This is a genomic window from Bradyrhizobium sp. BRP56, from assembly GCF_020194035.1.
GTDB classification, from domain to species: Bacteria; Pseudomonadota; Alphaproteobacteria; order Rhizobiales; family Xanthobacteraceae; genus Bradyrhizobium; species Bradyrhizobium australafricanum.
Genome location: NZ_JADYVV010000037.1, coordinates 20,685 through 44,108, shown reverse-complemented (window position 1 = coordinate 44,108; position 23,424 = coordinate 20,685). Strand labels below are relative to the sequence as shown.

31 protein-coding genes are annotated in these 23,424 nt (G+C 58.7%); 14 read left to right on the top strand and 17 right to left on the bottom strand.

Annotated features, from left to right (window positions below):
- The first annotated feature begins 543 nt into the window (after nt 1-543).
- Nucleotides 544-1,164, top strand: a complete 621-nt coding sequence (locus tag I6F38_RS43795; protein ID WP_225162155.1) for an NUDIX domain-containing protein — start codon at nt 544-546, stop codon at nt 1,162-1,164.
- Here I6F38_RS43795 and I6F38_RS24700 read toward each other — a convergent pair.
- The 3 genes from I6F38_RS24700 to I6F38_RS24690 all read right to left on the bottom strand — a co-directional run bounded on the left by I6F38_RS24700 (nt 1,118) and on the right by I6F38_RS24690 (nt 3,260).
- Entirely contained in the window at nt 1,118-1,597 is a 480-nt protein-coding gene (locus I6F38_RS24700) for a low molecular weight phosphatase family protein (RefSeq protein ID WP_225162189.1), read from the bottom strand. The genes I6F38_RS43795 and I6F38_RS24700 overlap by 47 nt on opposite strands.
- 616 nt (nt 1,598-2,213) lie before the next feature.
- On the bottom strand, nt 2,214-2,459 hold the full coding sequence (locus I6F38_RS24695) for a hypothetical protein (RefSeq protein WP_225162154.1): 246 nt from the start codon (nt 2,457-2,459) through the stop codon (nt 2,214-2,216).
- Nucleotides 2,460-2,888: 429 nt separating this feature from the next.
- A complete protein-coding gene (locus I6F38_RS24690) occupies nt 2,889-3,260 on the bottom strand; it encodes a hypothetical protein (RefSeq protein ID WP_225162153.1) in 372 nt (123 codons plus the stop codon).
- Nucleotides 3,261-3,704: 444 nt separating this feature from the next.
- On the opposite strand from I6F38_RS24690, the gene I6F38_RS24685 reads away from it, so the two are divergent.
- Nucleotides 3,705-3,851 (top strand): hypothetical protein, encoded by a 147-nt coding sequence (locus I6F38_RS24685; RefSeq protein WP_225162152.1) that lies wholly within the window; start codon nt 3,705-3,707, stop codon nt 3,849-3,851.
- 662 nt (nt 3,852-4,513) lie between these two features.
- A complete protein-coding gene (locus I6F38_RS24680) occupies nt 4,514-4,753 on the top strand; it encodes a tyrosine-type recombinase/integrase (protein WP_346657128.1) in 240 nt (79 codons plus the stop codon).
- Between the two features lie 304 nt (nt 4,754-5,057).
- Here the strand turns inward: I6F38_RS24680 and I6F38_RS24675 are convergent, their stop codons facing one another.
- Nucleotides 5,058-5,327 (bottom strand): hypothetical protein, encoded by a 270-nt coding sequence (locus tag I6F38_RS24675; protein WP_225162150.1) that lies wholly within the window; start codon nt 5,325-5,327, stop codon nt 5,058-5,060.
- Nucleotides 5,324-5,917, bottom strand: coding sequence for a hypothetical protein (locus I6F38_RS24670; RefSeq protein ID WP_225162149.1), 594 nt, complete (start codon nt 5,915-5,917; stop codon nt 5,324-5,326). The genes I6F38_RS24675 and I6F38_RS24670 overlap by 4 nt, the downstream gene beginning before the upstream one ends.
- 149 nt (nt 5,918-6,066) lie before the next feature.
- Here I6F38_RS24670 and I6F38_RS44060 point away from each other — a divergent pair, with 149 nt between their 5' ends.
- From I6F38_RS44060 to I6F38_RS24660, 3 genes are all read left to right on the top strand, one after another.
- A complete protein-coding gene (locus I6F38_RS44060) occupies nt 6,067-6,198 on the top strand; it encodes a hypothetical protein (RefSeq protein WP_276573511.1) in 132 nt (43 codons plus the stop codon).
- A 60-nt stretch (nt 6,199-6,258) separates the two neighbouring features.
- Complete coding sequence (locus I6F38_RS24665; RefSeq protein WP_225162148.1) at nt 6,259-7,140, top strand: SEC-C domain-containing protein; 882 nt, start codon at nt 6,259-6,261, stop codon at nt 7,138-7,140.
- A 170-nt stretch (nt 7,141-7,310) separates the two neighbouring features.
- Nucleotides 7,311-8,768 (top strand): hypothetical protein, encoded by a 1,458-nt coding sequence (locus tag I6F38_RS24660; RefSeq protein WP_225162147.1) that lies wholly within the window; start codon nt 7,311-7,313, stop codon nt 8,766-8,768.
- 120 nt (nt 8,769-8,888) lie between these two features.
- Here the strand turns inward: I6F38_RS24660 and I6F38_RS24655 are convergent, their stop codons facing one another.
- Complete coding sequence (locus I6F38_RS24655) at nt 8,889-9,302, bottom strand: hypothetical protein (RefSeq protein ID WP_225162146.1); 414 nt, start codon at nt 9,300-9,302, stop codon at nt 8,889-8,891.
- Nucleotides 9,303-9,424: 122 nt separating this feature from the next.
- A complete protein-coding gene (locus I6F38_RS24650) occupies nt 9,425-9,784 on the bottom strand; it encodes a hypothetical protein (protein WP_225162145.1) in 360 nt (119 codons plus the stop codon).
- 215 nt (nt 9,785-9,999) lie between these two features.
- On the opposite strand from I6F38_RS24650, the gene I6F38_RS24645 reads away from it, so the two are divergent.
- The 7 genes from I6F38_RS24645 to I6F38_RS24615 all read left to right on the top strand — a co-directional run bounded on the left by I6F38_RS24645 (nt 10,000) and on the right by I6F38_RS24615 (nt 13,636).
- A complete protein-coding gene (locus tag I6F38_RS24645) occupies nt 10,000-10,239 on the top strand; it encodes a hypothetical protein (RefSeq protein ID WP_225162144.1) in 240 nt (79 codons plus the stop codon).
- Nucleotides 10,240-10,293: 54 nt separating this feature from the next.
- On the top strand, nt 10,294-10,518 hold the full coding sequence (locus tag I6F38_RS24640; RefSeq protein WP_225162143.1) for a hypothetical protein: 225 nt from the start codon (nt 10,294-10,296) through the stop codon (nt 10,516-10,518).
- On the top strand, nt 10,502-10,765 hold the full coding sequence (locus I6F38_RS24635; protein ID WP_225162142.1) for a hypothetical protein: 264 nt from the start codon (nt 10,502-10,504) through the stop codon (nt 10,763-10,765). The genes I6F38_RS24640 and I6F38_RS24635 overlap by 17 nt, the downstream gene beginning before the upstream one ends.
- A gap of 848 nt (nt 10,766-11,613) precedes the next feature.
- A complete protein-coding gene (locus tag I6F38_RS24630; RefSeq protein WP_225162141.1) occupies nt 11,614-11,820 on the top strand; it encodes a hypothetical protein in 207 nt (68 codons plus the stop codon).
- 247 nt (nt 11,821-12,067) lie between these two features.
- On the top strand, nt 12,068-12,277 hold the full coding sequence (locus I6F38_RS24625) for a hypothetical protein (protein ID WP_346657127.1): 210 nt from the start codon (nt 12,068-12,070) through the stop codon (nt 12,275-12,277).
- 265 nt (nt 12,278-12,542) lie between these two features.
- Complete coding sequence (locus tag I6F38_RS24620) at nt 12,543-13,232, top strand: hypothetical protein (RefSeq protein ID WP_225162139.1); 690 nt, start codon at nt 12,543-12,545, stop codon at nt 13,230-13,232.
- Nucleotides 13,229-13,636, top strand: a complete 408-nt coding sequence (locus I6F38_RS24615; protein WP_225162138.1) for a hypothetical protein — start codon at nt 13,229-13,231, stop codon at nt 13,634-13,636. The genes I6F38_RS24620 and I6F38_RS24615 overlap by 4 nt, the downstream gene beginning before the upstream one ends.
- Before the next feature lie 79 nt (nt 13,637-13,715).
- Here the strand turns inward: I6F38_RS24615 and I6F38_RS24610 are convergent, their stop codons facing one another.
- The 7 genes from I6F38_RS24610 to I6F38_RS24580 form a co-directional block, all read right to left on the bottom strand.
- A complete protein-coding gene (locus I6F38_RS24610; RefSeq protein WP_225162137.1) occupies nt 13,716-15,170 on the bottom strand; it encodes a hypothetical protein in 1,455 nt (484 codons plus the stop codon).
- Complete coding sequence (locus tag I6F38_RS24605) at nt 15,167-15,583, bottom strand: hypothetical protein (protein ID WP_225162136.1); 417 nt, start codon at nt 15,581-15,583, stop codon at nt 15,167-15,169. The genes I6F38_RS24610 and I6F38_RS24605 overlap by 4 nt, the downstream gene beginning before the upstream one ends.
- Nucleotides 15,584-18,154: a hypothetical protein gene (locus tag I6F38_RS24600; protein WP_225162135.1), complete on the bottom strand. Its 2,571-nt coding sequence runs from the start codon at nt 18,152-18,154 to the stop codon at nt 15,584-15,586.
- Nucleotides 18,155-18,169: 15 nt separating this feature from the next.
- On the bottom strand, nt 18,170-18,697 hold the full coding sequence (locus tag I6F38_RS24595; protein WP_225162134.1) for a hypothetical protein: 528 nt from the start codon (nt 18,695-18,697) through the stop codon (nt 18,170-18,172).
- Nucleotides 18,698-18,851: 154 nt separating this feature from the next.
- Nucleotides 18,852-19,208, bottom strand: a complete 357-nt coding sequence (locus I6F38_RS24590; RefSeq protein WP_225162133.1) for a hypothetical protein — start codon at nt 19,206-19,208, stop codon at nt 18,852-18,854.
- A 523-nt stretch (nt 19,209-19,731) separates the two neighbouring features.
- Nucleotides 19,732-20,682 carry a hypothetical protein gene (locus I6F38_RS24585; protein ID WP_225162132.1) on the bottom strand — a complete coding sequence of 317 codons (951 nt, stop codon included), beginning with the start codon at nt 20,680-20,682 and terminating at the stop codon, nt 19,732-19,734.
- Between the two features lie 10 nt (nt 20,683-20,692).
- On the bottom strand, nt 20,693-20,932 hold the full coding sequence (locus tag I6F38_RS24580; RefSeq protein WP_225162131.1) for a hypothetical protein: 240 nt from the start codon (nt 20,930-20,932) through the stop codon (nt 20,693-20,695).
- Between the two features lie 248 nt (nt 20,933-21,180).
- Here I6F38_RS24580 and I6F38_RS24575 point away from each other — a divergent pair, with 248 nt between their 5' ends.
- Nucleotides 21,181-21,372 carry a hypothetical protein gene (locus I6F38_RS24575; protein WP_225162130.1) on the top strand — a complete coding sequence of 64 codons (192 nt, stop codon included), beginning with the start codon at nt 21,181-21,183 and terminating at the stop codon, nt 21,370-21,372.
- A 112-nt stretch (nt 21,373-21,484) separates the two neighbouring features.
- Here I6F38_RS24575 and I6F38_RS24570 read toward each other — a convergent pair whose 3' ends face one another.
- From I6F38_RS24570 to I6F38_RS24560, 3 genes are all read right to left on the bottom strand, one after another.
- Nucleotides 21,485-22,705, bottom strand: coding sequence for an AAA family ATPase (locus tag I6F38_RS24570; RefSeq protein WP_225162129.1), 1,221 nt, complete (start codon nt 22,703-22,705; stop codon nt 21,485-21,487).
- Nucleotides 22,702-22,980, bottom strand: a complete 279-nt coding sequence (locus I6F38_RS24565) for a hypothetical protein (RefSeq protein ID WP_225162128.1) — start codon at nt 22,978-22,980, stop codon at nt 22,702-22,704. The genes I6F38_RS24570 and I6F38_RS24565 overlap by 4 nt, the downstream gene beginning before the upstream one ends.
- A gap of 203 nt (nt 22,981-23,183) precedes the next feature.
- Complete coding sequence (locus I6F38_RS24560) at nt 23,184-23,372, bottom strand: helix-turn-helix domain-containing protein (protein ID WP_225162127.1); 189 nt, start codon at nt 23,370-23,372, stop codon at nt 23,184-23,186.
- Nucleotides 23,373-23,424: the final 52 nt, after the last annotated feature.

Sequence of the window (23,424 nt, the reverse complement as noted above, 5' to 3'; positions counted from 1 at the left end):
TGTGCGGCCCACCTCCGCACCAGAGCGTGACGATATCGCAACCGGAACACGGCGGAAATGGGGAGAGCCGGCTGGCGGTGGCGTCTTGGTGAATGGTCTGTTGCGCCGCCTCCGTCGTTCTACTGACCTTCGCCCCCGCCAACTCCCCTCGCCTGTCCCGCGATCAGACACACTGTTGCAGCAAATCATCAGTCTGGGGGCATCTTGGATTCCAACAATTGAATCTTTTTGACTGTGCAAGGCTGCAATCGTTTTCTCGTCCGCGTGGGGCGCAAAGGAAGTTTGCGATGATCGAGACGGTTACAGCGGTGATGGGCCTGGTGAGTGCGGCGATCTTCTTGGCGCACGCCGTGGAAGGCTATCGGTACCGGGCCTGACAGTCCGTTGAAGGCGGAAAGACGCGTCACCTCTTTCCAGGAGTGAATGTTCGGAAAGCTTTAATCAATTCGGATGAGCATCGATTGAAGGTAGGTGTGTCATGCGTAATCACGATTTGGTCTCCGACGGATTTCTGACCCTGACCGCAGCAAGCCTCGTGCTGCTGTGCTCGAGCCTGCTGGCGTTCGCTTTCGGCTGAACGTTTTTGAGATCTCGGGCGCCACCGAGACCCGTGCGACATGCATCGGTTACCCCTACTCATTCCCCGCCAATCGGGTTGCGGCAGACGCGCCGTCTTCTCCCCGTCCCACTCGTGACGCATCCTCGGCTTTTCCAGAAGAGGATGTACGGATGACCGGCAGTGTCAGGGAGGGAACGTCCGCCCTTCTCGTCAGCACAGATGGCCGGCTGCTGATGCAACGGCGCGACGACCTCCCGCATGTTACCGATCGCGGAAAGATCAGCCTGTTTGGCGGACGGCGGGAAGGCGCCGAGACCTTCCTCGAATGTGTGGTGCGCGAGATCCACGAGGAGATCGGCTACTACTTGCCGCCCGAGCGTTTCGAGTTGATCGGCCGCTATTCCGGTCCCGATCATGCAACGCCAAACGGCACGCTTCGCGGCGAGGTGTTCCTCGCGCGCGACGTGCCCATCGACCAATTGACGGTGACCGAAGGCCGCCTCGAGATCGTCGCCATCGACGACCTCGAACGCATCAGCGACATGCTCGCGCGCCCGGCTACGTTTGCGCTGGAGATCTTTCTGAAGCGCGAACCGATGACCTGAGCGCTGAAACCAGTGCGCGGATGTGATCGTCGATCATGGCCAACGCGACTGACGGATGAGCAAAGTCGATATCGTCCACGTGCCAGTAAGTCACCCTGTCGGCGACCTCCGGGAACCGGCGCTCGATCAGCGGACGGTGCTCGGCCTCCTTGAGCGCGATCACGAGGTCGGCGTCGTCGAAGTCGGCCAATGAACAGGGCTGCGGAAAGCGCGCTGCGCCTTCCGGCACGATGCCGCTCGCGCGAAGACGATCGTCGGTGAAGACTGACATGGGCCCGACATTGTCGGGCGATCCCCGCTCGGCCGCGCCTCTGGAAGATGCGCGCCACGCCAGTTGTTCGGCTCTTGCAAGATGATTGAACAGTTCCTCGGCGTATCGACTGCGATAGTAGTTGCCGGTGCAGAGAAAGAGGACACGCTTCATGGGCGTCATGATGGCCAATGTAGGCCCTCGCGGTCAACGGCGTTGCGAGCATGGGCCCTTGCTAATCCTCATCCCTGCCCGTCCCGTTGAGTTGGGTGCCAATTGCGGTTCCAATTTTGAGCGGCGGGCGGCAACCGAAAACGGCCTCAGCGTGGGGTTGCTGAGGCCGTCATTCCATCTGCCGGGGGCGCGGGCGCCAGTGAGCAGGCCGCCTCAGGTTCAGCAGATCGCGCCGGTACATCCGCGGCAGCCTGAATTGTACTCGACGTCGCAGCGCACTTGCCGAGATCTCACGGGGTACCCCACAGGGCGCATCCGGAAATTGGGGTTCGTTAGCAAATCAACAACCCCATTGGCGCAGGCTTCTCTGAGGGACGGGACCGTTGGGGACGCAGCACGGTCACGTTTCGGAGGAGCTGGCGCGCCGGCCCTGAGCCGTCGGCTCCTCTTTTTGACCTTATGTGAGTTAGGCAACAGCCGACACTCCGTGTACCTGCTAAGGAATTGGCATTGGGAATTTCAGGGCCCAAGCGCTGGGAATGACAGGGCGCCGCCGGGACAAACCATTTCGGTCCCGGCGGCTTAGTCTCCTTCGGAGATTGGGCACTGTCGCTTTAGGCTGGCGTCATTCGAGCGGTAGAGAAAGCGCCGGCAGCGGCTTATTGCCCTGCTCGCAGCCTGTTCGCCCCTTCAGCGGTAGAACCGGCGTCGAGGCATCCGGGGCAGTCCGGCCCATGAACTGGGTCAGATTAACGCCCGATGACCACTCCACATAACCAACAGCCGCAAAGGCAACCGCTCCCACGATGACAATACTGGGAACTGAAGCCGCGGCTGCTGACGACAAGCTTTGGCTGCTGAAATACGGCATCACAATTCTCCGACACCGAGCTGCCACCCGCCCGTGCGTTAGGCCAGCTCGCGATTATCGAGTGTGAACGGCCTCACATTTCACGGACACTTGATGCCGAGACCAGGACCGCCGACGCCGGTTCGCGCCCGGCGGGCCGATTTCGCTAATTCAGATTCAGGCCGTGGCCCAGTCGGGCAGACGATCTGGAAGTGGCTTGTCGAGTAGGCCCGCCGCGCCTTCGATAGCGCCTCGGCGTACTCGACGTTCCATTCCATTCGAAATGAAGGACCGTTGAGGCGATGGCTCGCATTCCCTCGGCAGTATTGGGGCGCATTGCGATCATTCGAGCGATTGATCGCAGCTGATCCACGGCGTCGTTAAATGCATCTTCGGCCGCGGCCTGGCCTGCTGCTCGTCAGCCCCGAGCATTTGAGCCGACGGGCACGCCTAAAATTTGCGTCCGGACGATTCCATTTTTTTGCATTCCCCGCTGACTGTGAGGGATTTCCCTTCCGACCTCAGCGTTTTGGTAGCTTTGCCTGACTGTCGGGAAATAATGATCGAAAGCGAAGCTGCGCTATCCTTTCCACCGATAGTAATTTTTGTCGGACCATCGAAGGAGAAGGAATCTTCGTTCACTCTCCAACCTCCTGCTGTATCGATATAGTACTGGAGGGTCGATGCGGCCATGTTCCAATCACCCGTTGAAGCTCGCGGAAAATCGCACTCCAATGCTGCGACCACAGTTTGCGCGTGACCTTCCAGGGTCAACGCTCCCAAGGCCAGCAGCGATAAAAATCCAATCCGTATGACTTGCACGTAAAAACTCCTCGTGGCGCTCATCGCATATCGATTGGCGATCTCACCAAAGCTGCATTTTAGCCTATTCTCCTCACCCGAAAGTCCCGTGTTTCTACGGCCATCGTCGCCATTTCGCAAAGCGCGGAACGCTTATCTTCGAGCCGTGCTCAAACGAAGGCCTCTCGAGACCCGTCCGAAAGCGCTCGGCAATTTGCCGCCGATATGCGGGCGTTCCACGCCGGGCGCGACCGATGAAGCGTGACGAGTTAGCGGCTAATACCCGGGCATCCTCCTGCAATATATGCCTAAAGGCACGACGCTCCGGCTTGCCGATGTCATCGAGCTGTTCAAGCTGATGCGATCACAGTCCCAAAGACAATGACTGACGGGAAACTTTGTCCTTGATAGCAGCCTGCGGTTGACTCAGAATCTCGGAAGAAGATCACCGGGAGCAAGACTACGATGGCAACCATCGGCACCGTGACTTTTCTCGTAATTGTGGGCATTCCGATCGCGCTGATCATTGCCGCCCGTTTCAGCGTGCGCGCGGCCTATCAGAAGCAAATGACAGACAACGCGATGCGCTCCATGGGCAACCAGAGCACATGAAACTTGTCTGGGCGGTCGCAGTTTCGCTCATGCCTTGCGTACTTGCCGCGAATGCCAATGCCCAAAACTGTTTCACCGGCCCCATCAAAACGAAGGACGGCTCTTTGCAGACTTGGACTGTCGTCAATCGCTGTGGCGCACCGGTAACGATGCAATATTCGCTAAAGCGACCCGACGGCAACAGCACAAAAAGCGCAGTCGTCCCAGCCTGCAGCAGACAGCGAATCATTCAGACTTTCGAGGCAGATCAGATCGAATTTCTAGGCACAGCCTATGGTGTAGGCTGGGAGAAGATATGCCCATCATCGAACGATGAGATTCGTTTCGAGAAACGACTAGAGAAATCAATCAATGGAGCGGATCAAATCCCCTTTCCGTCCATGAGCCCTCCACCCCTAGCCGGCCCCAAGCCAATAGGCCCTGCGGGGCGGAAATCCATTCCCTAACAAGCCGCCGTTGGCGACTCCCTCGAAAGGGTACCCGGCGAGGCTCCGGCTTGCTGATGCCTTCCAGCACAGAGCAGACCATGGCGGTCGAAGTCCTGCGCCGTTGGCGCGCGGCCCAGGCTGAGGAATTGCTTCGCCTTTGAGTTGGACCGCCGAGCTTCACGTCGTCACCCAGCGGACGACAGCCGGCTCCAGCCGCAAAGCCTGACGCACGTCGTGTCCGACTTCCTGAGGGGATGGGACGTCACCCTGCATAGCCTACGGCACAGACACGCCAGCCACATGCTGGCATCCAACATCCACCCCAAGGTGGTGCAGAAACGGCTCGGACATTCGTCCGTCGCGATCACGATGGATCTCAGCCACCTGATGCCGAATATGCAGGATGAAGCTGCCCCGGCGGTTGACGGGGTACTGCGCGCGGCCATAAACAAGCGCGCCGACGACGTTGGGTAGCAAGACGGTAGCAAAGTCCTAGCTTTGTTCTCACCTGCCAGCTAGAAACCTCAACGATTACAAGGCCTGGAAGGGTGGCCGAGTGGTTTAAGGCACCGGTCTTGAAATACGCATGGGCGTGTTTCGGTCTATCACTTCACATACCATCGGGTTCGTGATTTCAGTCGCTTAGGTGCCTGCCTTACCTCCCGTCATACTGCCCTGTACCGCCCTGTTCGCCTTTGTTTGGGTCCAAGCTTGGGCCCAAAATGAAAATGCCCGGGACTTAGCCCGGGCATCATCAAAAGCACGTCCCTGCCCCCGATCAGTTCACCGTCCCGCGGTGCGGGATGGCCGCAAGGGGAATGTGGTCGAGGTCATTGCCTTCCGCCTGCTCGATAGCAAGCACCGCGTCGACCGCGAAGGCGAAGTTTCCGGCGACCGAAGCGCAGGGCATTTCTAGCACTGCCCGGTCCTCCCATGCGGCCCCGTTCTCGACCGCGAAGTACATCCGGACCATGCCGTGGCCCATCGGTTCGACCTTCCTGATCGTGGTGGCGAGCTGCGGCGCGCACCGGCGGGTTGCGGTCCTCATGTCTGTCCTCCCACCGCCAGCGCGCCCTGGATCGTGGCGAGAAGCGTTTCAATCCTGCACTCGTCTCTCAGCTGGAACTCAATTCCGTCGATCTCCTCCACCAGGTAGGAAAGCAACGCATACAGCCCGGCGGTCGACGTTGGGACGGTCGAAAGCAGGCGATCGAGCGCCTCGCAATCGGCCTTATACGCGGCATCAGCGACATTCTCGGCCTCACCGAAGACCTCCGCATACCGGCTCAAGGCCGTATCCAGATCGGCGTGCGCCTCTGCGCGCTGCCGATCCGTGGCGCCGGTGTTTTTGTCGATTTGAGCGTGGGTGTGGACGGTGACCGGGCGGCCGTCCCACATGATCACGACAAAGGGGCTAAGGCCGATGCCTTCGTCGATCAGGATCTGCTCCCGGCGACATTGCTCCTCCGCGGCCTCTCGCGAGACCTTTGCCGCCTCGCGGTGAGCCTTAATCAGGGCGAAGATGGGATCGGCGCCCTGTGCTGCGGCGACTGCGGTGGTGGGGACAATAGCGGCGACGGCCGCCCCGGCGAGAAACCGCCGTCTCGATGTGGTATTTGTGGTCTTAGCCTGTGACATGGATCAAGCTCCAAGTTGTGGGTCAGAGCCGGGAGCGAGGTTGCCGCCTTGCCCCGGCTTGCTTTTACGATTATCTTTTATTCATGGCAAAGTCAATAAAAGATAATCGTAAAATAGCACGAGGCCGCCCGGCTACCGGGACCGCGCCAATGGTCGGCGTTCGCATGCCAGAAGAGCTGCAGGCCGAAGTCCGAGCCTGGGCGAAACACCGGCCAGACAGTCCCAAGCTCGCGACCGCCGTCAGGCAACTTGTCGAGATCGGGCTGAAGGCGAAAAATTGATCAGGTCGCGCTTTCTAAATCGGAGTGCTTGCCCGGACTGAGCGACAAGGCGGTTTGCAAATGACCTTACTCTTAATCGCGTCGAATGCTCGTTACGGAATGATGTTTGCCGACTGCCGCATCAGCGGTGACGACGGGATACTTGAAGACGATCACGCCAAGATTGCCCAGCTAGAGTTGGCGAATGTTCGCCTTCTCTTTGCCTATACCGGGCTAACTTACACGCTCGATCATCAATTTCGAACAGATCATTTTCTGGCGAGCGCTATCAACGAATATCTGCAACCTGACGTGACCGCTGAGCACGCGCTCCAGGTAATAGGCGCCCGACTTACGCAGATATTTCAGTCGTCACCAGCGATCCTCGCACTTCGACCTGCCCACCGCCGGTTGACGGTCTATTTTGTGGGATTTGAAGGCGGCCAGCCGCTTATCGGAACGCTCTCGAACTTCGAGAACCTTGACGGTACCGGAGAAAGATTGCGCGACACGTTCTGGCGTAGAATGATCAGGCCAACGGTCGACGCCCCGATCGCAATGGCATCCGGCAATATCAATTCAGTGCAGATCGGAGATGTTGACGCGCTGAGACTCCTAATGCGCGACGAAAAGCCGTTGCATGCCGTTGTCGCCAAGGCCACCGAGATTCTTGATGCGGCCGCCCACGATCCTAGGTCTAAAAACACGATTGGGGCCAACGTCCTTTACGGTTTGATAATGGCTGACGAAAAACAAGCTTCTCGATGCGAATTCGTTTGCAATACAGGCGGACAGCTCACGCCCGTGATACCCATCATCAAGCCACAACAAAGTATCATCGCATTTAAAATGGCGCTTCATTCAGTGGAGCCGACTCCGCCAAAGCAGCGTCCAAACGAGCGATGCTCCTGCGGAAGCGGCAAAAAGTACAAAAAATGTCACGGCCGAGATCAGAGGCTATAGTCAACACGCACGGGTTATTAGCTTCATCGTAACTAGCCGCGCGGCGCGCCATTAAGATTTTGGGCAAACTGCGCTTCATTTCCGCAGCTATTCTGACTCGATCCTAACACGGCACAGACGCGATTCAGGATTCGGCTCCGCGTGCGCAATTCTGCGCAAGGAGCGATCACATGACGAGCCCACAAATTGCCGAGACGAGGCACTGCCGTAGGTGCGAGTTGGATCTTCCAGCAGCCTCCTTCAATCGCGGCAAACGACTGGAACTGCAGACCATGTGTAAGGCATGCATGGCGGAGATATGCAACGGTCATGTCTTCACGATGAATCCAACTGAGGCTGCGTCCTTTATGGCTCGTCTCGAGGCCGGCGAAGCGCTTCGAACGATCACTGGCGGATTTGGCAATTCTCCAATCTGCTCAAAGAAAGCGTTCGCAAAACACTGTGAGTTGCATCCCGAGTGGGGCAACGAGGCGAAGATGTTGGCGGAGCAGAATCGGATAGGCCGCATCCAGGCCGGCACCCGAAAGAGGATGACAAACCGTACCGCATGCCGCAATGGGCACCCTCTCACGGCGGAAAACATTGCGCTCATGCAGCAGACCGGAACGTGGGATCACCGACGGTGCGAGCAATGCGTTAAAGAATGGCGCGGCGTGGGGCGCTTCATCGCTGAGGACACAACTGAAGATCCACCGGAATTAGATGGCTTCCTAGAACTGTCCGGACAGCAGGACCTGACGCCCAACGACGTCGCGGAGATCGAAAGGTGGCTTCGCCTGGGTGTGTCACTGCGCAAGCTCCTCAGTTGGGGAAGCTTGGGCCGCTTAACGCGATATAGGAATGCGAACGCCTCTTGGGATGCTGAATTCAAGCCGATTATCATCGCCAACGCAAAGCGCGCTGTCTCGATCGCTGCGCGCAAGATGTGGAAGGCAGCCAATGTCACCCACTGCAAAAGGGGGCATCCGCTCACACCAGAGACCACGTATCTCCATGCCAAGCTGGGTACCCGACAATGCCGCGCATGCGTCAGGATCAGAACGGGCGCCCCCGTCACCGAAACGCAGATCAGGAACGTTGAGCGAGCCTTCCTGACGGGCATGAAGATAGCAGATGTTACCAAGCCCCGCGACGGTAAGCGCTCAATCATTTCCGCCGAGCAGTTGCGAGCACTCCGTCTCACACGACCAGACGTCAACGAACGCCTACTCCGTAGTATCCGCCACCCGGCAAGTCTGCGGACCCTCCAAAGTTCAATCGGTTTGGCGCCTGTGCGAAGCATTGCGCTTGTGCTGGAGGTGACTAGTCAGATCTCGAACGATATCCCGCTCTACGAGCCTCAACCGGGCGACTATGAATGGCTTCTTGGTCTGACGCCGCGCTATCTGCAGAAGCACGATCGCGACGAGATCGTGAGCGATCTCTGGATCGAACTAACTGAACGTCGGCTGCGACGAGAGGACGTTCCAGCCAGAGCGAAGGATCTCATCAAAAAGCACAACAAGGAAAACCCCAGCCGTGCTTACGGGGACATCCGCAGCCCGTTATCGCTCGACGCGCCGGCCTACCTAGACGGCACATTGCTCCGCGGCGAGACCGTGTCGGAAAGCTTGTGGGAGCGGCTGTAGCCAACGGATTTCCCAGCGCTGCGACGGAGGTTCGCTTCCTTCGGGCAGCGCTGGGGACAGGCACAGTTGTCGCTGAGGGAGCGACGGGGACTAGAAGGCCGAAGCCAAGAGGGCAGACAGCTACTTGACCTTTCCTGCCCCACCGGAAAGGAAGCCCACGACAAATCCAATTATCGTGCGAGTGGTGTCCTTACCAAAAGTGACTTTTGTTCCGTTCGTAGCAAACATGGTCAGGCCCCAGGAGCAAAGCAAGCTTATGCCCATCAAGACGCCCACGTACCACTCGAAGAGTTCTCTCGATGTAAGAGAAGTGGTTTGCGACGATCGCTCTTGTGCCTGCGCGGCAGTTGCAAACCACTGGTCAATGCCCAGATGAATAGATCCCGCGATAAGCATGTAAATGCCGCCGAATAAAGCGAGCATCGAAACGATCAATTCGGGCTTGTTATTTTTTGCCAAGTACTTCCACCGGTCGAGTGGTGGGAGCGTCGCCAACACGTCATCTTCATCTTCTACTGCGACAGGAACCTGCACCTCTGCAGTTCGACTGATTGTCGTGGAACGAGAAATATAGACTCTCGGAGTCGAGGCCTCAGTCAAGGGAGATGAAGTGAACGCCGAGGATGACGTAGGCTTTGTAAGGCTAACTTGGGACATTACTTGCTTCTCGATCTAATAAGCTCGGCGACAGCTTGTCCCTCGACTATGCGCTCAGCTAGCCAGTCTCGAAGAGCGATTGCTGCGTCCAAGGACATCACCAAATCAGCTTCCAGTTCTCTGAAGACGCCTGTGCGGGCTACGCGCTTGTCCGCGACCTCCTCACCAAGTCGTCCTTGGTGCGATATGAAAACTGCCTTTTTTGGGATTGGCGCGCGTTCACTATAAACTGCCATATGCACGTAATTTCCGCCCGGGGCTAAACTTCCAGCAGCTCCGTCGACATGAATTACGCGGAAATAATTGGATTTCTCGAAATGAAACTCAATTTCGCCATCCTCTGGCTCAATCGACACCATTATCGCCCTTCCCCGAATATCGTGTGCTGATTACCATCGGTTGCAGCCGGTGAGAAGCAAAACTATCGATCTAGGGCTCCGACTAAAGCGCCGAATTCGTTGATTCTCGCAACAGCGAAATGTGGATATTCTCGATCTGTTCACCTCAGACGATAGTCTTTTCGACCCACCTATGGACCTCTTCCTCCGCCCCACCGTAATAGCCGGCGACCGCCATGGCTGAGCCCAAAATCACCCTGGGCGAGATGCGCCAGTCCGGCGCCCGCGGCCTGCTGGTCTACTGCTCCGACCACCGCTGCAGCCACTCCGTCGAGCTGCCGCCGGGAAAGGTGGATCAATGGCCGGATCGCGTCCGCCTCTCCGACCTAGAACCCCACTTCACCTGCATGGCTTGCGGCAGGCGTGGCGCCGATGTACGGCCGCACTTCCCGCAGACGAGGATGGGGACGCACTAACCCAAGAAACGCGTCCTTAGGAACGCTGACTGAACTAGGTTGTTGAGAGGCATTATGGCGCCTCCCGTCACCGTTTATTTCACCTGTATCGGCTGCGGCATCGTCTATTCAGCGAGCCAAGAACGCAGCGCAACCCATACGAATACTTCCGGGGCCTTCGATTGCTGGCAATGCGGAAAGCTTGTTCACCACTGGGCTGGGCTCTACGACTATAACGAATGGAGAATCGCCTACGTGCTGCCCAAGCAACCCAAAGTGAAAAATGAAATACGCGGGTGATCGCCCCTACTCCGTCCCCGAAAAGGCCGCGCGCCGGATCATGGAGCACGCCCGCGCGTTCGAGCCGATCCAGGACGGCCGGATCTACATCGAGAAGATCAACTATCCGATGCTCTACCAGGACAAGGCGACGCCGGCCGAGTATTGGGCCGGCTTGGAGTACGCCAAGGATCAGGGCTGGCTCGAGTACCACGAGAGCGGGACGTTCGTGAGGATGCTCCAGCCGGGCAAAGACCTGTTCGCCTGACCGAGGGCCGCAGGCCTTTCTCAGTTGAGCCTATCGCCGCTGCCGCTCTGACACGATGTACCAATATCCGGTCCCAACCGCGGCGGCCGCACTGAGCACTCCGACGATTGCGACGATCCCTTCCGCCAGCTCCATACGGGCCTCATCAAACCACCAGAGCTTAGAAGACAAAGTCAAGCACCAGCACCGCGCCGACGACGCTCAGAACTACGATGATGAGAATCCAATCACCTCGGCGTTCTTCCGTCATGGGTCCGCCTAGAAAAGGAACGGCCCCAGCGCCCCGGGGAGAGCGCTGAGGCCGATGGTCGTCCCACTCCTCAACCCGACCGAGATCGCAACGCTGAAAATTGCTACTTGTTCCGGAAAAGAAACAGCCCCAGCGAGGGGACAGCTGGGGCCAAGTTTGTAGCTGGGCGTCTCAGTGCCTGTAGCGGTGCGGCACCGAACAGGGCGACCAATGCCCCTGCCTGCGCTTCGTTCCTACTCATGAAAAAGGACCCCAGCATCCGGATCATGCTGGGGCCAATCTGGATCGAACCGCTGTTCACCGAGTAGCAGCGACCGTCGTAACTAGGGCTGAAAAAATAGGAGATGAAAATCACCTGCCCGTTGTTGCTCGGATCATCGCAAACGACGCGCCCGTCCGAAAATAACCCGTGTGAATCCTGAGACGATTTCCGCTTATTCCCGAAACCTTGACGCCGCCGTCGAAGCGAGTTTGAATTCATTCCTCGGCTCTCTCCAGGCCGAGAACCCCTACCGTGCAAGGCGAGGCCCCGTAGAACCCCACATCGGGGCCTCCACTGCGGATTCGTAAATCGGCCCTGGATACCTATCTTCCAGGCATGCCGATAACCCTAAAGCAGCTCGAAATCCCGCCGGATGTCGCACGGCAGTTCGCCGCGAAGATGCTGGCGTTCCACGCCGAGTACAGCCCGCTCAAGCGCGACGAGATTGCCTCGGACACCAGGCACCTCCTGCTCCAGCACATGCCGAAGGGCGCTAAGCTCCGACTGGCGGACGTCCTCGACCTGTTCGAGTTAATGCGATGACCGAGCCAGCATGCATCCTCTGTGACGACACCGGTTGGGTCTGTGAGAACCACCAGGACCAACCGTGGACCGGCAACCACGCTTGCAGATGCGGCGGCGCTGGCGCACCCTGTCCGAAGTGCAATAGGCCAAAACCGGAAGATGGATTTCCGCGGCTGCCCCGAGGGTTTCGAAGCATGTTCAGCAGGCGCGACCGCCAACGCCGATGAAACGAGGACTCGCAATATTCGCTGGAGCGCTAGGATCGTTGTTCCTCGCATTCGCGGCGCTCGATTATGCGCCGTCGCTTTTTGGCTGTCACATCAAGGGAAATCTAAGTGCGGCCGGCGAGCGGATCTATCATCTCCCAGGGCAGATATACTATTCGCAGACGCGCATTAATTGGTTCCGCGGTGAGCGCTGGTTCTGCACAGAGGAAGGTGCGATTGCGGCCGGATGGCGCAAGGCGCGGATTTAGATGGGCATGTCTTCACCGCGTCCCTGAAAAAGCTACGCCGCCGGGCTCGAAATGAGCTGTCCCGACGGCGCCTGAAACTGGGCCCCTGAAATCCCCCAGCGCGGGTCTGATCTAGCAGTCAGCCTGGCGGCCGGTTTGTGAACCAGTTCACACTCAGCGCCCCGTAAGATCACGGGACTGATGCTGTATACGCGCCAACGGCGTGACAGCCTCTTGCGATCGCCTTTCGGTTGCACGATCATCCGAGCTTTTTAGGGGGGCGATTTTGAGCGGCATATTCAGTCGTCTTTATACTCCGGAAGGCCAGAAGGCTTTTCGTGAAGAGCGTCAACGCAAGATCGATGAACTTACATCAATGTTGGCCAGACAATTACCTCCCGACAAGAGAACCGAAATCGAAGTTGAACTTGCCAAGGTAAGAGCCACTGGCCTCGGGTACATTCCACCCACCAAACCGGGTCCCGAAATGATCGGGTCCTTTACCAAAGACCAGATGTTGGAGATCCTCGCCCGTCAGACCGAGGCAGGAAGCGCCCTGGTGACCGCCGGTCTTGTTGAAGACTGGCTTGAGAAACTGCTGCTCGCCGCAGGCCGCGAACTTTCAAACAAAGACGCGGAGCGCATTTTTCAAGGGATGGGTGCACTCAGCTCATTTTCGGCGAAGATCGAGATCACATACCTTTTCCACTTGATCGAGAAGGCTGTGCGCAACGATTTGCGTGTGATCAAGAGTATCCGAAATAATTTCGCTCATACCACACGCTTCGTGAACTTTGGAACGGAACACATCGCGACCGACTGCCGCCGCCTCTCGACCTGGAATCAAGGTGCTAGCAATCAGCAATGCTACCAAGACGCGGCCTTTGATTGCATCAAGGCGATCAAGAGTAAATTGGACGCGTTGATGTACGCGAACGCCCTCAAAGAAGAACCAACCGTGGGGTTGTCAAAATGAGCGCATCGGCAATTGCGGGAGTGCTCCTTCTTATCATTATCGCCTGCATTCTCTTCCTCGCTGTGGAGAGGCGCGACAAACAACTGAAGCAGGATGCCCCCAGTTATAGTGCGCCGCCGCGGATTGCGGTGGTCGAGGTGCAATCGAAATTGACTGGCGGCGGCCAGTTCTGCGTCGTGATGCTCGCGCTCACTATCCTAGTGTCAGCCTCGCTTTACCACGAAGCGACGACCGTGTTTCTGCAAATCCACGCTGGCATCGCGATGATAGCGGGAACCTTGTTGTTTGGTCTCGGCATAGCTCTATGTCGAAAGACAACCTACACGGTCTTCGATGCCAAGCCCGTCGCTATGCCTCCTCCGATGCCGCCCGAGCAGCCGCTGCACAGCTGGTCGCGAAACTGATGCTGAATACGATCGGTCGCCGCACCGCGATCTGCATGCTGGTGCTGCTCGCCGTAGCAATCTGTTGGGTGATGATGCGTTAAGGCAACCCTGTGAATGTCACGTCAGCAGCTATCTTCGGCGGGTCCTTGCCAAACGTCAAACCGCGGATCTTAGTATCACCAGCCGTGACAACGACGTCGGATTTCCATGCGGGCGGCGCTCCGTAAACGTTATCGGTGCCCTTCTTGTCGACCCTATATGCGATCGTTTCCCAGCCCGTCGTGACGTAGATGATATCGTCGATACCAGAAGGCCACTCATTGTTTCCACTGGTCGGATAGCACTGAACCATAGCGTTTTTCACGCCAGGTCGCGGATTGGTCAAATGCGGCTTGTACCGAATATTGAAATTGATTGTCGTCGGCTTCCCGACTGACCGAATTTGCGCGTACCAGAGAAATGGATCAGCCGGCAGAAAGCGATCATCGAGAAAATCGAGTTGCGCCATCGCTTGTACGTAGTTGAACCAGTTTTCCTTCACGGAATCCTTCTTCGGACAGACGAGAATGCGCACCCGTTCGGGCCCGATCGGATTGTCTAGAGACGTAGTTCTGAGTGTGCAGAACTTTTTCCCGGCGTTCGCGGAGCACTCAATTAGGGTGCCAGCCAAGGGCTCGGCGAACGGCACGCTGGTGAAGGACTGGCTCTCTTTGTCGATCACCTTCACGTTTTCCAGATTGGAAACAGCGTAATCGAATCCGCTAGCCATGATGATAACGTAGACACGAGGAGTGAATTGCACGTTGACGATGTTTTGAAACGGATCGAGCCGGTATGGCGGGTTGAAGCCATTCTGACCGGCGACCTTGCCCTTCGGAAGATCGCTCTCGTCGATCAGATACTGGTTGAGCAGTTTGGTCTGTCCGCCAATGCCGCTGACGTCACCGGTATTGCCCTTGTGTTTTAGGTACGTGATGATTTCCTGCTCGATGTACTGTTCGTCGTCTTTGTCGTCATTGTTTGTTTTCTTCTCGTAGTCCTCGCTTTGAACGACGTGCGCGTCGTGGCCGGCATCAAATGAAGCCTGTGCAGCATCATCGATATTGGAGTCGTGATGTATGATTTTGCGAACTTCAACGACCCGCTCAGTCAGCTCATTATCGGCAACACTGGACAGAAATCGATCCATCGCAGCACCGCCGCCGTTTTCAGTTCCCTCAACCCGAGAGCGCAGTCCCTTGACGACCTTGATCGGAATCCATTCCTCCGGATCGTTCACATCGTCTTCATTCTCAGGATCGCAGATCTTGAGCGTTTCGAAGATGCGCGACGGTGTTCCATCTTTGGAATAATCGTCGCCGTTCGGATCGTCGCACCATCGCATGGTCCGCTGCAGCCCTTGCGACCAAGGCGTTCCCGGGATTTTGTGTTTGCTTTTCACGACGTCGATACGCTCGACGTCAGCCCAAATATGATCCAGGCGCTCGCCGTTCCGATTTGTGCCGAAGATGCGAACGATGTGCGTTTCGCGTGACCCGGGCCCGTCCGTCATTCTTGCCACACGATCAATTCAGAAGGCTTGCCCTCAGAGCGCAGCGTTGCCTCACGTTCCTCGAAGTAGGCGACCATCTCCGGTGTCATATCGAACATCGACACGATGTCGGGCGCGATGTTGTCGTCAGCCCGACAGGCAACGCGAAGCATCAGAGCGGTCGCATGGTCTTGGACAAAGGCGGCGTTGCCGCGCCACGGAGCATCGTCTTGTCTGCTAGTCCAACGGATTATTAGCCTCCGCTCGACGCCGCCTTCAGTCCAAAAGACTGCATAAGCGTCGTGGCCCTCGATGAACCGAACGAGAGCGCTATTGATGTCCGCGACGGTCAAAAGATAGGCGCGTTTCGTGCTCGCCGACTCTCGCATCATCTCCAGCAGGTCGTCTTGGATGATTTGATCGCGGTTTGTCATTCAGCGATACCAATCTGGCGCCGAGCCAATTTGGGTATTGAGCCGATCCCGCGCCTCTTTCCGGAGAGACTCGAGGACACTCGGAGCGGCCCTCAGCCCTCCGACTTGTCGATTGCCGAAGTCGAGCGTGACGGGGTGCAGAAGTTCATTGCTTGGAGCAGCAAGGCCCACGTCATCAAGGCTAGGCGCCCCACCGTTCAAGCCAGAAGCACCGTCACCAAGATTCAGCATTGGTGAGATCGTGGCCTGCCCGCCATCTGCAAAATGAGCCCAGCTACTGCCAATCGGACCTCCGCCAGCCACATAGGTATCGCTATCGTCGCTGTGACCGAACCGACCGACGAACCAGGACTTGTATTTGCTCTTGGAAGGCTTCTGGTTCATCCCGGCCTTTGACTGCGCGATGCTCTGCTGAACGATGGGATCATTCAGGAGCGGGTCACCGGGAAGGTGCAGCTGGCCGTCAATGTATGCGCCGCCCGTCGCCGGGTCGTAAACGATTTGGTGCTGACCATCACCAAGAGAGGTTCCAGAGCTCGCGAGCGTTGGCGAAACCTCACCACCGTCTGCAAAACGCTTGACCATGGCGAGGCGCCGGGTTGTGACATCACCGCCTTCGGCGAAGTTTCCAGCGTTCAGCCGATCAAGGCGCGCGCGGCCGAGCTTGCGGGCCGAACTTGTCTTGATGACGTATTCGCCGTCAGAGAGCATCGCTGGGATGCTGTCTGAGGTCGACGTGCCGGGGCCGTTGACGTGGCCGCCGACATCCATGTTCTTGCGGACGACAGATCCGCCGGTTGCCGCCTGCACGCTTGCTGGAGCTCCTTTGGCTTGAACGCTGCTGATGAGCGCGGTCACACCATCCAGCGCCGCGGCCAACTTGGCGCCGGATGCCGCGATCGACTGGCTTGCGTCGGCTGTAGCGGTTCCGGACGGACCCTCGCCCCGGATGCCGCCGGTGGCGGGCTCATTGACGTTCAGGTTCGGCTTGCTGGCATTGTTCGCGGCAGCAGACACGCTCTCGAGGATGCGCGAGATGAGGCTGGAGATGTCAGCCGTCTGTTGCTGCGGTTGAGCCTCACCAACGCGCGGAAGCGCTTCGGGCGAAACCGACGGCACAGGAGCAGTCGGACCCGGCGCGATCGGCCAGTTGTACCTCGGATTCGGATCCTCGCGACGAATATAGTCGCCGCCGTTCGGGGCGGGCGTATAGGTTTCGCGCCTTCCGTTCGGCCCTTCAACATTAATGTCCCTCGATCGGTCCTGGAACGGCGGTGGCTTCACCTCGATCGGCTGGCCGATCGAGCCGGGGTCGGTGATGGCTCTTTTCACAAAGTCGGTGATCACGCCGAACGGATTTCCGCCATTGATTCCGGAAGCCGCGTCGTTGCGAAGGTAGCCGACGAACCGGCCGAGCAGATCTCCTTTGTCCGACGAGAATACCTCGCCGAGGCTCTGCGGCGCCCGTGGCACGTCCTCAGGGCGCACTGGGCCGATGAAACGTCCACCGCCGGGTTGGTAGTCCTTGGCGTGCATGAGCTGGTCGACGCCCTCGGCTGCCTTGTCGACATAGGCGGAAGCCGCATCGATCCCTTTCGTGAGGCCGGCGTGGTCGCCGCCCATCGTAACGGTCAACCGCTTGGTCGCGGCTTCGAGCCCCTCAAAAGCTTCGGTGACCCCGCGCGCAGCCTCGGCATCGGCGATAGCTTTTGGGGCGTTCCTCGCCAGATCGCTGATGACCGAGTTGGGCTGCAGAATGCCGCCATGCTGCACAAGCTCGTCCGCGTTCTTGAATGGTGCGCCGTAGGGACGCGAGATAGATCGTGCGACAAAGTTTGCAGCGTTCGGCGAAACCTGTTGCAACGCCCTCACGGCCGATTCAGTGACCAGCTTGTTATCGAAGAGGCTTCCGAAAAATTGCCCAATCGCTGCAGATGCCTCTTTAGTGTTGGTCTTGTCGACCCGGCTCGCGGCGAGCAGGCCGCCTTGTGCCTTCAAAAAGGCGTCGTCAGTTGCCGGCGTGACGGCGGTGTTTCCCTCGAAGATGGGGAAATACTTGTTCTGCGCAAGCAGGTCGCGACGATACGTCAAAAACTTCTCAAACCCGGGCTGCAGGTTTTCGACATCGGTGCCCAACTCTTTCGCCGAGCCGGAAAGCTTCCCGAAGGCATCGGCATTGCCGCCCAGCCCCTTCAATCGAGCTTTGGTGCGATCGGTCTCCTCGCCGAACTTGGCGAGACCGATTAGCGAGCCGGTGATGCCGGCGATCAGCCCCGCGGGCGAGAGAGCGCTCGATGCGAACCGGCCGATCAGGCTGCCGAGGCCACCGAGGCCAGCACCGCCCAGTGCACCGGCGATACCCCCCTGTTCGATGATCGGCGCGAGCGCTTCCCGCACCTTGCCAATCGGCTCTGCCAGCTTCTGCGCCGCCGTGTTCCCCGCTTCGCCGATGGTCCTTTGGGTGTCATGAAGCGATTTCTGACTGGCGTCGCCGACGGCCTGCAGCTTCGCCTTGACCTCCTGGTCGCCCTCGAGCGCGATGCTGAGCAGGATCTCGTTTTTCTTTGCCATGGGTCAGGCCCTCCCTTATTTCCGCAACTGTCCGCGACGCTGTGCGATTAATTCGCGCTGCGTGCACAACTGTTGGCTGATGATCCTTCGCACGGCCGCGGCGGCCTCAGCAGCGGCGCCGTTCTCGACAGCCTCGCCCTCGTCCCAAGTCCATCCGCTGGTGTCGTCGACCTTGTCCTCCTCCTCGTAAACGACGCAGTAGACGAGGAGCACCAGACACAGCGAGAAAGCTGCGCCCATGAAGTCAGCCGAGTTCGATTTTAGGAGCAGAGGCTCTATGGTCTCCACCAGCGCCATGTACTCGTTGTCATGCCTCTTCTTGTACGTGTCGATATAGAGGCGCGCCCGATTGGCCACCCTTGAGACCGACCGCATCGGGATGGTGGCTGACCGATCGGCCCGAACCTCGCTGAGACGTACCCCGCCGGCATGCGTGCGAATTCGCTTCTGAGCGATTTGCCGGCTCAGCGTCGACTTGTGCAGTCCCAGCTGCCTGGCGCATTCCGAGATCGAGATTAGCGGCTCTGCTTCGTTGCGTTTCATGTTGCGCGTTGCATAAATTTTGAGGGCTGGCTCTAGCGCAACCGAGCGCATTGCCATCTGTATTGTTTTTTTCGGCCGGACAGGACCCGGAAAACACAAGACAAATCAATTGCGTACCACGCGGCATGTTGCCTGCGCGTTGAGTGACACCCGCTCATCTGGGTGACACCCCGAATTCAGTGTTCACCCTGGCGATGGCCCGGTCCCATCCGCCGCCGTCCTCGACCGGACGTGGGGTGGTGATCAGCTCCACGGTGCTAGACGGGTGATGGGTGGTTCGCCCCGAGGCTGCCGCGCAGGGCTTGCTGGCGACGACCTGCCGCACGCGCTTCATCGCCTCCGAAAGGGAGATGCCTTCGCGTTTCACGAGCCTGTGCAGCTCCTGGTCCTTGCCGCTGCTAATCAGCCGCTCTGCGGTCTGCGCCGAGATGACGGCCGGTCTCTTCTTGCCGCCTTGCCAGACCGTCTGCGCCATGGTGCGCAACCAGCCGCGGGTGATGTTCCGGTTCATGAGCGTCCCCTGCCTGCTGCGCCCGCTACTGCCTGCTCAACAACCCTATTCGCCCGGGCGACCGCCCTGTTGAGGGCGTTGGCCGCCTTCAGGGACTTCACCATTTCGGCTTCCGCTCTCAATGCGGCTCCTGCCCTGATCGAGTGTTCATAGGCCGCCACAGCTCTCGCTCTTGCCAAGTCGTTTCTCATCAGCATTTCCTTCCTTGAAGATGGCCGCCACGCGCCCCAACCAACCAAGCGCGTGGCGGCGGGATCGATGGAAAGGAGCAACAATCCATCGATCAACTCTCTGTTTCAGAAGCCGCGTCGGCCCGCTTCGGTCGGCATCCGAGCTTTCCGTGCATGCCGGCGCCGCTCGTAGATCTCTGAGGCCGAGAGTTGCTCTTCCAAGGTCTGCTTTCGGTCGGTCGCGAGGGTCTGGTAAAAGGGCGGTGTCGCGCACGCCGCGCGCCGACGTGCGTAAATTTCGGAGGCGGATGGCATCCTGTGATCCTCAATTGTCATCATCGTTGTCCCCTCACTTAGGCGGCTTCACTCTTGATTTCGCGCTGCTTGGCTTCCCAAGCCTGCATTTCCTCGAGGCTATCGAAGACCGGCGAGACAGCTTCAAGCTCCTCCTTGATTTCGGGCTCGGGATCGTTGTTGGTGTAGGCCTCGACCCGATCGAGTTCGCTCAAAATGGTTTGCGGCGAGACGTAGCGCAGCGCGGTCCAGCCGGCCGGTCCACCCTTCAGGCCCGGCAAGCTGAGTTCGCGGGCGAGCGATCCCACGCCGCGGCTCGGAAGCCAGTCCGAGTAAACGACCTTGTCGAAATACCGACGCTGAGTAATTTTCGTCGTTTGACCTGAGGTGTACGCCCCGCCCGAAGTGGACAGCGATGCCGTCCCGTCGCCGTTGTCCCGGATCTTGCGGGCAAAGTCCGAGCCGTAGGGTTGGCCGCCAAACGGATTGATCCAGTGCAGCTCGCGCACCCGCGAAATTTCCTTCCGCGGCACACCCGGCGCGTCCATCACCGCTACCTCGAACGAGCGGAGTTTTCGATCGTCGGGGAGCGCGTGATTCAAAATCTCGCGCTCAAGCTCCGCCTGCGCCATTGCGCGCATCGCCTTGCGGAGGCCCTTCGTCGCCGCCGTGACCTCGGTCGCCATCAGCTTCTGAGCTGCTTCGCCCAGAGCGGTGACGCGTGCGATCTCGTCCTTCTGGAGCTTTTCTGTCGCCGCCGCCCGTGCAGCTTCCAGGGCCTGTTCGCTCCGACCCACTCGATTGCGCGCCTGGTCAACGCGGGCCTTCGCGAGATCCCTCTTCGAGATCAGTGCTTTCAAGTCGTCGTCGGTCAAGTCCACGTCAGGGGTCTCGAGGTCAGCAGACGCTTTGGCGAGCTCCTGCTTGGCTGTCTCGAAGGCCTTGGTGTCTTTTGCCAAGGCATCCTCAAGCTTGGCGACTTGCGATCCACGGGTGAAAGGTAGATTCATTGCGCGCTCCTTATTTGCCCCGCCGCTGGATGCGATCGGGCACGAAAGTCGAATTGGAGAGGATGGGAAGCCTCGGCACGGCGATGCCGGCATCAACGGCACGCTCTGCGACGGCCAGACGAACGAAGTCCGCAGTCGATAGGCCCTGCCTGGCAGCGGCCTCGCGCACAGCACGGCCAAATGCTTGAGGCGCCGAAACCGTCAAGCGGTCGACGTAGCGGTCAGGAAATGGAAGCGGCTTGTAGGTCATGCCGCAATTCCTGACTGCTGAACGCAACGCGAAAAAGCGCTCAAACGCAAAGAACGCAAAGCGCCTCAGATTTTTTTAAGCAGCTCATGAAGCCGGCGCGCTGATATCTGCCACCGTCCGGCTACGAACTTTCCGATCCCATATTTCTTGCACCAAACGCGGATGGTCTGGGTGGTCCGACGGGCTCGCCTCGCCGCGACACCGATGGGAATGAGATCATCATCGTCAAGAATCGGGCGGCAGTCCGCTTGGGCATTTCCGAGCAAGCGATCGATTTGGTCGATCCGGGCATGCGACCTTGCTATCTGCGCGACATGTTCCGCTCTCTGCCGCCGGAGCTCGTCACGGGCGGCGTCGAGCGCATCGGCGAGTTTTTCAGTTTCAGTTTCAGTTTCAGTTTCAGTTTCAGGCTTTCCGGCCCCCCGATTGACTGGCGATAGCGCTTGCTCTGCCCGTTGGTGTTGTTCCAGCGGCCTTGGAGGACCCGCGGCAAGGCGTTCCTCGGAAGGCCTATACCCTGCTAACTCTCCTAACACCCTAACACTGGGCACCTTAGCACCCTCCCCAAGTGTTAGCGGTGTGAGCGCTGTGAGTGGGGGTATAGAGACCGTATCCCTGCTTTTCGATCTCGCCGGCTTCGGCCATCTTGGTCAGCAGGTATCGGACGTTGCCGTCCTTCATGCCGGTGGCAGCCGCAATCTCCTTCGGTCCCAATGGGGTCGTGGTATTCCGCAAGGCATCAAGGATCTTGCGACGTTGGTCCGACTTGTTTACCTCGGCGGCATCGCCGAGCACGGTCCAGTTGCCCCGATCGAATTTGATGGCGGCTTCCTTTTCTTCGACGTCGCGGCCACGGACATACAGCGTGCGTCCGTTCTGGTCCTGGTCGAGGACGATGGTCGTGTCAGCGCACGCCGACAATCCATTGGAGCCCGACAAAGCCTCAAGAGGATCGTCAGCGCCGCCCTTTTTCGTATGATGCAGACCAAGCACCGCGACGTTACAGGCTGTCGCCCACTGCTGGAGCGGCGCCCAAGCGCTATAGTCGTTCTCATAGGCATTTCGCGCTACACTGCCAGCTGGCTTAATCCTCTGCAGTACATCGATCACGGCAAGCGTCGGCTTCCGAACCGATTTGCGCCAGCGCTCAAGGTGATCGATAAAGCCCTGATCGAGAGATGGCGCCTCCGTCATCCACTCGAGTCGGCCAAGATCTGGTCGGCTGCGTTCATCGGGAAATAGCGTGTTGATCCGGCCTTGGATACGACGCGGTCCGTTTTCCAAGTCGACGTAAAGCACATCGCCGGTGTCGCAGTTGATCGAGCCCATCGCATATCCGCCGCTGCACACGGCACATGCCCAGTCCATGGCCAACCACGTCTTGCCGAGCTTTTGCCGACCAGCAAAGACGGTGAAACCCTCGTAGAGGTAATCTTCCACGATGGCGCGCACCGGGGGATATTTCGCAGCCATCAGCGTGTTTGTGCTGGTGCGCTGATAACGGCCGCCGTCTAATTGGACGCTACGAGCACCGAGCGGCGCCAGAGCGGCTTGAATTGCTTCCTCGCCGAACTCATCGAGGTATCTGGCTGACTTGGCGATTTGGTAAAGCCTGTCGACGACGACTTGCTTTGTGGCGAGACCATAGCGAATGATCTGCCCGGCCTCCGCTACATTGGCTTGAAACACGCTAAGCCGATCTTCCTTCGCCAGGCCAATGACAGCGAGGATTTGACCGAGCTGTTGCTGCCCTTCGGGAGACATTGCGTTCATGGCGCCTCCGCCATTAGCAATGCGGTCGCGATCGGTCCGCGGATCGAATGCAGGATGACGTCCACGCTGACGCCATGCTGAAGTAATAGGCTGACCAGCACTGCAGCGGTTTCCGCTTGCTGCTGAAGCGGGCTGTTGAACTTGCCGGCGTCGAGGAAGAGTTCAGCGAGCCGACCGTCCGCGAAACGGGTCGCGCTGGCGCGGTACCGATGCCCTTCAAACTCAAAGGTGAATGCAATACTGCGTCGCTTATTGGGGAGTTTCTCTCTGGTCATCGGCCCTCCCCGTGCATCATGGGGGCGACAATCGATGCCATTGCGAAGGTGATGGCGCACCGGCGCGTCATCGCGCGGGCTTGCCGCTGATGAAGGTCTGCGCTATTTGTGGATCCGAGCTCGCCGCCAAGCTGCTCAAAATTCGGCGCCGGTTCACCGCATAACGCGGTGGCCGGCGTCGCCGTGTTAGATGTTGCCATCGCCTATGCGGCTGCCTCGGTGTCTGCGCACTCAAGCATCCGCTCGAGCGCGGCCTTCGGCACGCGCAGCAGACGGCCTATTCGAATGGTCGGCAATTCTCCGCGAGCAGCGGCCAGATAGGCTCGATTTCTGTTCAATCCCAACAACTTGCCGGCCTCAGGGACCGTCAACACAAGCACATCATTGCTCATCCTGATCCATCCTCGTGTCATACAATACGTATGACGTATACCCGACTTGCGC